The 11,545-nt window shown below is 37.9% G+C and carries 7 protein-coding genes and 2 pseudogenes; 5 read left to right on the top strand and 4 right to left on the bottom strand.

Annotation, left to right across the window (positions count from 1 at the left end; translation table 11 throughout):
• The first annotated feature begins 68 nt into the window (after positions 1-68).
• From NBH16_RS01970 to NBH16_RS01990, 5 genes are all read left to right on the top strand, one after another.
• Complete coding sequence (locus NBH16_RS01970) at positions 69-443, top strand: helix-turn-helix domain-containing protein (protein ID WP_004300575.1); 375 nt, start codon at positions 69-71, stop codon at positions 441-443.
• 2 nt (positions 444-445) lie between these two features.
• Complete coding sequence (locus NBH16_RS01975) at positions 446-1,516, top strand: AAA family ATPase (protein ID WP_004300576.1); 1,071 nt, start codon at positions 446-448, stop codon at positions 1,514-1,516.
• Positions 1,517-1,830: 314 nt separating this feature from the next.
• Positions 1,831-2,250: a plasmid mobilization protein gene (locus NBH16_RS01980; protein ID WP_032855182.1), complete on the top strand. Its 420-nt coding sequence runs from the start codon at positions 1,831-1,833 to the stop codon at positions 2,248-2,250.
• A complete protein-coding gene (locus NBH16_RS01985; RefSeq protein ID WP_004300579.1) occupies positions 2,247-3,458 on the top strand; it encodes a relaxase/mobilization nuclease domain-containing protein in 1,212 nt (403 codons plus the stop codon). The genes NBH16_RS01980 and NBH16_RS01985 overlap by 4 nt, the downstream gene beginning before the upstream one ends.
• Positions 3,459-3,462: 4 nt before the next feature.
• On the top strand, positions 3,463-4,002 hold the full coding sequence (locus tag NBH16_RS01990; protein WP_005677524.1) for a hypothetical protein: 540 nt from the start codon (positions 3,463-3,465) through the stop codon (positions 4,000-4,002).
• A gap of 120 nt (positions 4,003-4,122) precedes the next feature.
• Here NBH16_RS01990 and NBH16_RS01995 read toward each other — a convergent pair whose 3' ends face one another.
• The 4 genes and pseudogenes from NBH16_RS01995 to NBH16_RS02010 form a co-directional block, all read right to left on the bottom strand.
• Positions 4,123-7,743, bottom strand: a complete 3,621-nt coding sequence (locus NBH16_RS01995; RefSeq protein ID WP_004300581.1) for a YobI family P-loop NTPase — start codon at positions 7,741-7,743, stop codon at positions 4,123-4,125.
• A 53-nt stretch (positions 7,744-7,796) separates the two neighbouring features.
• Positions 7,797-9,617 carry a GmrSD restriction endonuclease domain-containing protein gene (locus tag NBH16_RS02000; protein WP_004300582.1) on the bottom strand — a complete coding sequence of 607 codons (1,821 nt, stop codon included), beginning with the start codon at positions 9,615-9,617 and terminating at the stop codon, positions 7,797-7,799.
• A gap of 23 nt (positions 9,618-9,640) precedes the next feature.
• Positions 9,641-11,386, bottom strand: a pseudogene (locus tag NBH16_RS02005) (type I restriction enzyme subunit R domain-containing protein); the annotation flags it as partial.
• Positions 11,387-11,436: 50 nt separating this feature from the next.
• A pseudogene (locus NBH16_RS02010) lies at positions 11,437-11,545 on the bottom strand (IS1595 family transposase); the annotation flags it as partial.

Genomic DNA, 11,545 nt, shown 5'->3' on the forward strand with positions numbered 1-11,545 from the left:
GTCTGTATTGTTCTGCAAGGTTTCATTGAGTTGGTTCGCAGTATATTAAACGATTAAAAGAGTATAATATGGAAAAAGACCAACTGACATTCAACGACCTGCCGACTGTGGTGGGCGAACTATGCGACAGAATCGCAAGTATGGAAAATCTGCTAACGGAGAAACTTTCCAAGCAGTACGAAACCAAAGAGAACACGCACGTTCCCATGACCGTACAGGAGGCTTGCAACTATCTTAAAATGCCGTTGTCAACCTTTTATTACAAGGTCAAAAAGGATGATATTCCGGTTATAAAACAAGGAAAACATCTCTACATCTATCGTGATGAACTGGATAGATGGCTGGAATCTTCCCGAAAGACTCCGGCTCCGCAAAGTTTTGAGGAAGAGAATGAGTCCATGCTCGCATCCCATCGTCGTAAACCGAACCCGAAAAACTGGTAAAGATGGAGAAGACGGACAATACGACTCCTTCATGTGAAGAATTGGCGGTTTACATGGAAGATTCAATCGTGAGCGTGACGAATACCTACGAGCAGTCGCCAGTGGTGCTGATGGTAGACGATGCTGTTATCGGTACATTAGGAAACTTCAGTGCGTCCATCGGAAAAGCCAAAAGCAAGAAAACCTTTAACGTATCGGCCATAGTCGCATCGGCATTGAGAAACAGCACCGTTCTTCATTATCGGTCCACTTTTCCCGATAATAAGCGAAATATTCTGTACATCGACACGGAGCAAGGACGACATCATTGCCAGCAGATATTGAAACGAATCCTACGTTTAGCTGAATTGCCGGAAGACAAGAAACCGGATAATCTGCTCATGCTGGCTCTACGCAAGTTCTCCCCTAAACTACGTCTGGCGATAGTCGAACAGGCCATTGGCACAATACCGGATTTGGGATTGGTCATCATAGATGGCATTCGTGATTTCCTGTATGACATCAATTCTCCCGGTGAATCTACCGATATCATCTCCAAATTCATGCAGTGGACGGACGACAGACAGATTCACATCCATACCGTACTGCATCAGAACAAGAATGACGAACATGCTCGTGGTCACATCGGCACTGAACTCAACAATAAAGCGGAAACCATTATGCAGATCGAGGTGGATAAAGAGGACAAGACCATAAGCGTGGTCGAAGCCGTGCATATCCGCGACCGTGAGTTTGAACCTTTCGCTTTCCGCATAAACGAGGAAGCCATACCCGAACCGGTAGAGTCCTATCTGCCAAAAGAGAAGAAGACCGGACGACCAACCAAAGGACCGTTCGATCCGGACAAGGAGATTCCAAAGAATGTACATCGTCCAGCATTGAATGCCGTTTTTGCCAATGGCAACATCAACAATTACGATGATTATATAGAACGCTTGCAAGAGGGTTACGGATTACAGGGTATAAAACTCGGTTATAACAAGGCGGTAAAGGTCGCAACATTGCTCAGTGACAAACAAATGGTTATAAAAGAAGGGAAAGATTATGCCTTCAATCCAGAATACCATTATTGAGTTCAACTTTACTTTATTGTCGGGGCGTATATATAAGAATAAAGCAAAGTAGTCAGGGGTTGCACACAAGGTATTCATTCTATCCCCCCTCTTTTAGATGAATATCTTAGTTTCTGGTTCAAATCCGTCTGCCGATTCTGTATGTACATCCAATATGGCTTGCCGGAAAGCATCAACAGGTATCTGTTGCAAGATATGCCAAGGTATAACCTCACTACGTTACGGTTGTACACTGGCACTCTTGCCTGCTCAGTTCCCTCGCCGGTGCGGTACTCGCAAGCTCGCACCTATTCACAATTATAACAATGATTCAAATGAAAGAAGATATTGAAAATACATCGAACTCCTCTAAAGAAACCAGAAACGTCTTCATCGGAGCGAAAGTCACTCCTACTCAAAAGGAGTATATAAAATCAATGGCTACCCAATGCGGTATGACCATAAGTGATTACCTATTGTCGTGTGCCTATAACTTCAAGCCCAAAGTGAGACTTACGAAAGAAGAAGCAGCCCTGTTGCAGAATCTGGACGATTGTCGGGCAGACCTCGTAAAATACACCTCCGCCCTACACGGAATGTCCACAAAGCAGCGCATGGCAATGTTCAATCAGATTCCGTTCATGGTCAACTGGCTCAAGGAACTTGGCAATGTAGCCGAAAGTGTCTGCCAGTTCCTGAATACTGTAAAAGAGAAGAACAAAATTCCGTCCAACCTTAAATCCGAAGAAGAATGATTGCAAAAGCCAAAGCCATATCGCACGGCATCAACGACCTCCGTTACATTACCGGTGAATCACAACATAAGAAGCATCCGGAGAAAATTTATCGGGTATTGGACAATCTGTTGCCCTCAGAACCGGACGCTATGGGGATATGGAACTCCATGCAGTTGACCATATCCCAGCATCGCCCGATAAAGAACTCCGTTATCAGAATCGAGTTGAGTCCATCGCCCAAACATACCCAATTCTATGACATCGAAGATTGGCAAAAACTTTGGCAAGATTTCGCCGAGGAGTTCGACAAACAGGTGATTACCGGCAAGGATGGAAAAATCCGTTCCTGTCCAACCAATTTAGCTAACAGTAAATACTCTGTTTGGCTGCATACAGAATCCAAAGGCGAAGTTCCCCACCTCCATGCTGCGGTCTGCCGTTTGGATGAAAATGGCAATATCAACAACGACCATAACATTCATCTTCGGGCGCAACGTGCCGCCGAGCGAGTGGCAAAGAAACGTGGCTGGACGACTGCAGAACAAATCAGAAATCGTAACATTCCACAAGTGAACCGGGACTGTATGGAGGTGTTGAAAGCAATGCCATCATGGTCATGGGATGAGTACAAGAACACTCTTATACGGAAAGGTTATACCGTCCATGAAAGAGAGGACAAGAAAGGTATTCTTCGTGGATATGCCCTCATGAATGGAAACACCAAATACAAGGCTTCAGAATTGGGAATCGGCAGGAACCTGATGGTCTCGAAACTTCCTGCGACATGGGAGAAACTGCACCATCAGTCAGCTACCGTCATTAGAAATAATGCTCCCAAAGCCGTTCAACAGGCAGCGATACATAAGGTTGCTCCTATTGACTATACCCAATATCTCACATATAGTCAGGATATGATTTCCTATGCCCTCAGCCATGAAGGTAAGGATTACAGATTCTATATTCCGGAAAAAATACTTGACTGTTTTAATGACGAATTTGATTACAGGTTTATTGCCAACTGTCAGGAACTTACCGATATGGCAGTAGCTATATTTGTCGGACTGATAGATACCCCCAACGTAACAACCGGTGGAGGTGGTGGAGGCTCACAAAGCGACCTTCCGTGGAGAGACAAGGATGAAGACAATTTGCAATGGGCTCGCAGATGCGCTCATGCCGCCAGTCGTTCGTTAGGAAAGAAACTGAAAACAGGATTAAAACGATAAGCCCATGAAACCGAACATGAAAAAGAAATTCGATTTTTCCGCGGAAATGAGTGAAGCGGAAGCCATAAAAGCCACTCCCAAGAATGAATATCTGGAGGAAGAAAAGCGGTTACTCGATATCAACGCAAAGGAACTTGTCAGCCTGAATGACAACGTATATAAGCTGAGAACAGAAGTTGAAAATCTATCCGACTCTATACATGAGTGCAAACCTATTATTTCTGAAGAAATACAGAAGTTAGCAGTAGAATTCGGTGCGACCCTTCTATACAATTTTCTCAGCCAGATTGAGAGCAAATGTAAGGAAGCCGAGCGAAGAATAAAGAAAGCCAGCAATGCCATCCCCATCCCAGATACGGCATTCTACATTTTGATTACCATTGTAGTTGCTCTATCTTCTTTTTTCGTGTGCATGATAGTAGCTAATGCAGAGATTTTGCATTCCGGATTGATTTGGAAGGCTGTTATTGGTTGTATTCTTATGGTTGTTTTGGGGATTGGTATTGCTGTAATTATACAGAAGTTTTCGGACAGGGATAAATAAACGAAAAGTCTCAATCGGATAGGAATGCTATCGGTTGAGACTTTATTTTATTCGTTATCAAACAATCCCTTTTCTTTCCATAACTTTAGTTATAAATTCCTCTATTCTCTTGCATTTGATTTAGTGATTACGTTTATGACTTACACGAAGTTTATCATCATCTTCTCTATATGATGAGATATATCCAATAGTTTTTAGCTTCCCTAAAAGCATTTCATTCATGTGATTATTTTCTATAGTAGCCTTTTTTGATTTATCTGTAATACTTCGATAAGAATCGCCTAAAGACTCTATTAATTCTGTCACAATGTCAAAATCATCTCTAAACTTTTCAACCAAGTCTATCAAAAAAGACAATCGCTCTGGCAAATTAGTAGAGGCGACCAAAATGTTCTTCTCTATGTCATAATCAAATTTTTCAATATTGTTTTTCAACACAGGAAGAGTGATATTTGCCAATTCGTTATCCCACACAATATGAGGAAGAAAATGTTGAACTACACTTAGAGCTTTTTCACCGATTACTCTTGGATTTTTCATAAGATGCTTGTATAGCCTCATATCTGTAGGCAACTCCTCTATTTCTATAATACACTCATCCAAATACTTATCTACATAATAAGTAAGTACATCACTATGATTGTCTCTAATTGTTGTCGTATAATATGTGCTATATGGAAGCATATCAGCACAAAGTAACGACTTAAAATGAGCGTTATCTACACTGTTAATATCCGCATCCTTAAATGTAACTCCATCAAAGATTTTGACAAGTTTATCGTATACCAAAATTTCAAAATCTGATGTCAATAAAGCACTGTGTGCCAGTAGTTCTTTCTGAGTATCATCCAATTCAGATATATCTGTTAATTCATCAATATGTTTGGTAATGAATATTCGCAAACTGGAAATCATTACATTATTCTGACTCTCATAAAATGCATATATCTCAGGCCATGCTGGTATAACTATATCAACTTCAATAGCGAACTCCCACTGTATATTGTTAACATCGGAAAGAGAAACTTTATTCTGTTGCCCAGAAAGGTATTTGCGTTTTGTGTCCTCTGTTATATCCTCAGAATTAATAATTTCAAGAATAATTCCCACACTCTCTTTTTTTGCCGTATCTGTAATAAATACATTATTTAGTGCATTGTCAAAACATTCATCTATATAATCTGATATAGATTTAGCTGATTTACAGCTCCTCAGTATTGTAACATTTAAAGGATAATTATCCAATGTTTCCACCCTCTCATTTCGATAATGAACAAATGCGCATACAACATTTTCTGGTGTCAACATATATGCTTTGTTTTCTACAACATACTCAAGCAAACACCTAGACTCTGCATCTATATCTGTAAAAATCAGTTTTCCATTCGACACTATTTGTTTGATTGTATCAAAACCTATGAGATCTACTCTATGAGATATAAATGCGAAGTGTTTATTCAACCAGTTACGACTTTCTTTGGTGGAATGGTTCAATTCGAGGAATCGTAACCAAGACTCGAATAATTCATCGGAATTCTGTTTCACGAAGATCTTCCATAATCCATCAACGATACTGCCCAAATGGTTGAAAAGCGAGCTTGAATCTTCAACTGATTTATAGAAGTCAATCAAAAAGTCCCACTTTTTATTATGCATAATAACTTGTGCTATCGAATGAAGTTTTGAGTTATTTGCTTCTTCAAGATGCTGACAAATACAATCGACCACCTGAATATTCAATATACTTACATCGTTGTAACATTTATCAGGAATGTTTTTTACGCACTGCCCTACTTTATCTATATGATAGTCATACGGCAAACTATGCCGAAGTTTTAATTCAAGGATAAAATCATGGTCGTGCTTATTAATTGACTTACCAAAAAAGAAAGATATATAATCAAAGTAATCTTCATTTATAAGTCCTTCTTTCAAGAAAACTTCAAGCATTTTAGAGACATTGAGTTCACTAAAAATTTTATGCGTCTGCATATCAACATCCAGCAACAGTTCTTGTATTGGAGTAGCATAATGATTATTACGAGATAATTCTAGTATCTTGATTTGTTCACGATATCTTTTTTCCCCTTCTCGCAAGGCTTCTAATCGCTCATGGTAGGTAAAGGTAGAATTAACTATTTTCTCTATTTGACTGAATTGAATATTGCAACTATCTTCAGATGTATCATAATAATATCTAACACCATAATATGTGTTAGTTTGATGCCTCTTAAAACATTGATATCGAAATGAGGATTGCGATATAAAGGAATTAAATAACGTTTCATTTTCTGCGATATCTTCAAGAGGTATAAAATTGTTTTCGACAAAAAACAAAAAGGCATTATTTTCATTTTGTTTTGATAATTTTCTACGATACCCTTCAATATAAATCAGCCTTAATTCTTTTTCTTGTATGGCATGTGTCGCTTCTAAAGATTGAAGTTTTTTAGTTATTCCATTAATACGCTCGTCAATCTGTCTATTGCGCTCAACCAATAATTCACTTTTCTTATGCAAACAATCATACAAAACACCCTTTCCTTTATGCAGATCAGCAAAATCTTTTGGATGGTAGTTTTTATATACAATCATTGCAAGAAGTTTGTTTTGATCAAGTTTCTCATCAAGTTTTTCTCTATATTGGGCATATTCATTGACAATATTCTTCAGTAATCTCATATCGTCAATGAAAAAAGCCAAACTGTCTATTACCTCGACATTAAGATCTGAATAGCCTTTTATCTCTAGTTCCTCTTTCAGTTTGTCTGCCGAGTTTGAAGAATTGATTATTGGGATTACAGTTGTGATATAATCAAAGAATTTAGTACGTTCTTCATCAAAAAACATATCATCTTTAACCGCATAAATGAACGTAACTTTACGCCCCACAGAGTTTGACTGATTCAAGAGTTGATTTACCTCTCTTAACTTAAGAAAAATATCCGTATTATCAAATCTATCTAAATCTTCTATAATCACAACATTATAATCAGTAACCTCAAAGAAATAGACAATCTCATCCATGTGCTTATTGAAAACGGATGTATCTTCTTTGTTTTCTTTTAATTCAATCTCTCCATTCTTTAGATTTAACTTATTCAGTTTACTATTACTCAATGATTTGACAGTCTTTTGAACGAATATTATTGTTGCAACAAATATATATGATAGAGCAAAAATATCAGACCATTTATTTAATACTGGATTACTTAAGCGATTGCAAATCCAATCCACCTCCAAAAATGATGGTTCAAATACAATAATTAAGGCAACAATATAAAATATTATTGCAAAAGATAAAGCATATTGAGCCCAAGTTGATTTATGATAAATCCTTTTTAATCTGGAGTTATAAAGCGTCTCTTGTTTTTCTTTATAAATAAGTTGTTGAAGAATGCTGTATTCAATACGATTATTCATCGTATCAATATCTATTTTATTCTTTTTATCATCTAATGGTGACTTTAGAGTAGCAAGAGATATTGAAAGATATTTGTATTTACGATAGTCTTTCATCAAAGAGCGAAGAATGGAACTCTTACCGGATCCATAAGGACCAGTAAGAGCAATGTTCAATATGTCTTTCTCTTCTAGTTTTCGTGCAAGATTCAAAACACTCCTATACTGCTTCTTATCACTTTCACTATCACGATTAAGCAGAGCAGGAGTTAATGATACTTGTTTATCATCCTCCATCGAATTATTTGCACATATTTTCTTCCAAAATCTCCAGTTCATTTATTTTCAGCTATTTATTAATCATATTTTTCTAGTTTGTTACAGATTGCTATCTATATTAAAGCAACACCAAATTCACGGATTGTTTCTTCGCTATCTCTTCCTGAGACAGATTTGCCTGTCGCTTGCTCTATTCTGTCAAGCAATTGTTTTGCTCGATCTATGAAATAAGCATTGAAATCATCTAATGCAAGATGAGCATAACTTACCTTATGTGACTCTATAGCTTCCTGTATCTCAACTTGTTTTAATCCCTTATTTGCCATAGTTCCAATATAGGTACTTGGTGCATGTCCTCCTATTGAACGATTGGAAGATGCATAAATTGGAGTCTTATTAATGACAGAATTCCATTTTATACGTGGAAGGTTATTTTTCTCGCAATAAGTTTGAGGGAATATATGATGAATATCAGCATCTTCATCAATGTAAGATGCTATATCCATACGATGACCTGTCATAAAATCAAGTGGTGAATCTTGTAAGATAAGTGCCATAACACCTTTGTACGCTGCACTATTCCTAGTCTGCATGGTCAATAAACGAGTTGGTTGTATATTGGAACGATATACAGTCTCTGGCATTTCACCACCTTCCATCCAACGGAATACGCCCATTATATCAGTTGCAAATCTAGCTTCATTGGCACCCCCATATAGTTCACCCATTACGCCACACCAATACCAACGAGACAATAATTCCTGTTTGCTTCCAAGATGCAACATTTTTTTATTTTCGTTGTCGTATGCAAAGATTGCAGCAAGTGGAATAAGTTGTGACGAATATGGAAGATCTCTGGAACGGAAAATCCCCTGATGTACTAAGAAATCAGCTGCATCACAGAAACCTTTAATCAAAGCGTCATGATACTTCAAATAATCTTTCAATTCAAGCCTAAGAATGTCTTTTTTCTTACATGTTACAGCCACACGCTCATCATCACCTGAAACCACTCTTTTATAATATGATACCAACAGAGTCATTGCTGCCAAAAAATTAGCGCCAGTGATTTCTTTCAATAGCTCGCCATTTACTTTTTGAGCAAAAATATGACGAATGGTCTCCCAATCTTTTCTCAATTCATGTCCTTCAGCAGCAAATGTAGCTGTGACGAGTTCGAAAACCGTAAGAGGTACACCACCAGTGTTTACATTCTCAAAAATCTGGCAGACAGCTTCTTTCGGGGTTTCTTTATCAAGCTGAATTATAGGTATGTTATACTCTAAAATTGGGCGAAGAATCTGCTGTGAGAAATCACGGAATAAATTTCTATACTCTCTATCACCTTTGTAATAGTCTTCCATATCATAATGCCAATCTTCCGTATCATTATGAGAAAACGTAATATTCAAGGGAAACATCAGGTTCTCAAATTCTTTCTCTCTTGTGGATAAGTCCAGCGTTACATCACGACCAATATTTGTTGTAAGCTGTTTCTTCTCTGATACAGATATGATTGCTTCCAATCTGTCCGCAGTAGAGTCTAGACATTTACGAATATCTAGATAATAATAGCGTTTGATAATTGTATCTCGATTGGTCTCTAATCGAGTATTAGTTGCTTTCTTACTTTTCAAGACCTGATATAAGGTTGTGAGTCGCTGTTGTCCATCGAGCACAAGCCACTCAGGTGTAACTTCTGATATAGAATCCACACCTTCAAATGTGCGATACTTAAAACGGATATGCTCACCACCATTAGCCAAAAACATCGCTGCACCCATTGGGAAGCCAGATGTGATACTTTCTATTAGTTTACATATCTTCGTGTCATCCCAAACCCAACTACGTTGAAAGTCGGGTAATTGAGCCTTACCTTCTTCAACCATTTTTAGAAGGTCATCAAGTTTCTTATCGTGTGATTCAACAGCCATAACAAATTTATTTTATCAACCAATTAATAATACATCTCAATATACTGATAAGCCTTATCAAAAACTTCTTGATCTTTAATCTGGTAGTTAACCCACAGAATAGAACGTAGTTTCTTTTTTATCTCTCGCTGAGCTGTAATGCTTTTAAAAGCATCTTTAAACTTACGTACAATAGCTACCACATTTTCATCTATATCAGCAACTACACGTTCTACAATGATAGGAGTATCCTCAGTTCTAATTGATTCAAACAACTCCGTAAGAGCAGCTTTAGCTTGTTCCCTCTTGTCAAGAGGTTGATTTGAGTTTTTTTCTTCCTCAAGCACTTCTTTAGCAAGGGTGAGCAATCCTCGGAGGAAATCAATACTAGTTATAAGATTTTCCTCCATATGACGGCGCAGTTCATCCAACTTCTCAGCAAATGCCTTGTAATTGGGGTCTCCATGATGCTCTCCTAACCTCAAACGAAGCATTTTTTCCACTTCCAATATCTTTTTAGGATTGTCTTTGGCTTGCTCCAACACCATATCAATTACATCTCCATCTACCACAAGATCCTCAAGTGGAGTCCCAATATCAATTGTATCAATGTTACGATGAATGATTTCAATGGTTTTAGCACCCAATAAAGTCCATATGAGTGATCCTCCGGTACTAACAGGACGTACACTTTGATATACCTGAGCCAGCCAAGTATAATCCGCCTGATAAGCAGCCAGCATTGCATCCGGGCTTACTGTTTCCCAAGCTTTAGCCAATCGTGAAAAATGTTTTGCAAAATTCGTTTTTGTAGACTCATCAAGTAAACATTGCTGGGCAGCTTGCAAACCTTCCCAACCACCGATTGTCCGGTCTACACCAGGGAAAAAGTCAATACACTCTTGCAAAAATTGAGGTATCAACACTTTTATCTCATCAATATTCTTTACAACCGTTTTTACCGTCTCCTCATCAAAAGCAAGGCTTTTGGCTACATTATCAAATACACCAACGAAATCTACAATCAGACCACATTTCTTATCAACATTGTACTTTCTATTCGTACGGCAAATAGCTTGTAACAACGTATGATCCTTCATTGGTTTATCAAGATACATACATTGCAAAATTGGAGCATCAAAACCTGTCAACAGCTTTGAAGTGACAATCACCATTTTAATCGGTGACAATGGATCACGGAATTGGTCAAGAAGTTTTCTTTCTTGTTCTCTATCACGACGGTATGCTTTATACTCATCAGCTTTATCGCCAGCCGTATGCATAACGATAGTGGTTGCATCTTCCGAACCCAAAAGAGCATCAATCGCTTTCTTATATTTCACACAGCAGTCTCGGTTATATACCACGACTTGAGCTTTCATTCCAGTGGGCTCTACATACTCTTTGAAGTGATTTACAATATAACGTGCGACATCGTTAATTCGCTTCTCTGCTGTAAAAAATGCTTCAACAGAAGTTCGTTTTACTAATTCGTTCTTTTCGTCCTCGGATATTTGATCGGTCAGTTCATCAAATTCTTCTTGTAATTGAGTTTCGTTAAGATGCATCTCTACCGGCACTGTTTGGAAATTCAATTCAAGCGTAGCTCCATCTTCAACAGAATTTTGGAAAGTATATTTTGAAATATATCCACCTTTCTCTAAATCCTCATCAGCTCCAAAAGATTGAAAAGTATTCTTATCTCGTTTATTGATAGGCGTTCCGGTAAGGCCAAAGAAAAATGCATTAGGTAATGCATTGCGCATTTTTTGTCCTAAATCCTTTTCCCCTAAAATCCGCAGGTAGTTAATTAGGATGTTTAAAGATTCTGATTATCCGTTTATGCACCTGTTATATTCGCAATTACTAGTCTGTCAAAGAGTTTGTCTCCAAAATACCGTCTGTTTAATTTGTAAATAAACTCGTTGAGATACAACTGTAAGTATTTC

Source organism: Parabacteroides sp. Y3-G-102, from assembly GCF_023656845.1.
Lineage (GTDB): Bacteria > Bacteroidota > Bacteroidia > Bacteroidales > Tannerellaceae > Parabacteroides > Parabacteroides distasonis.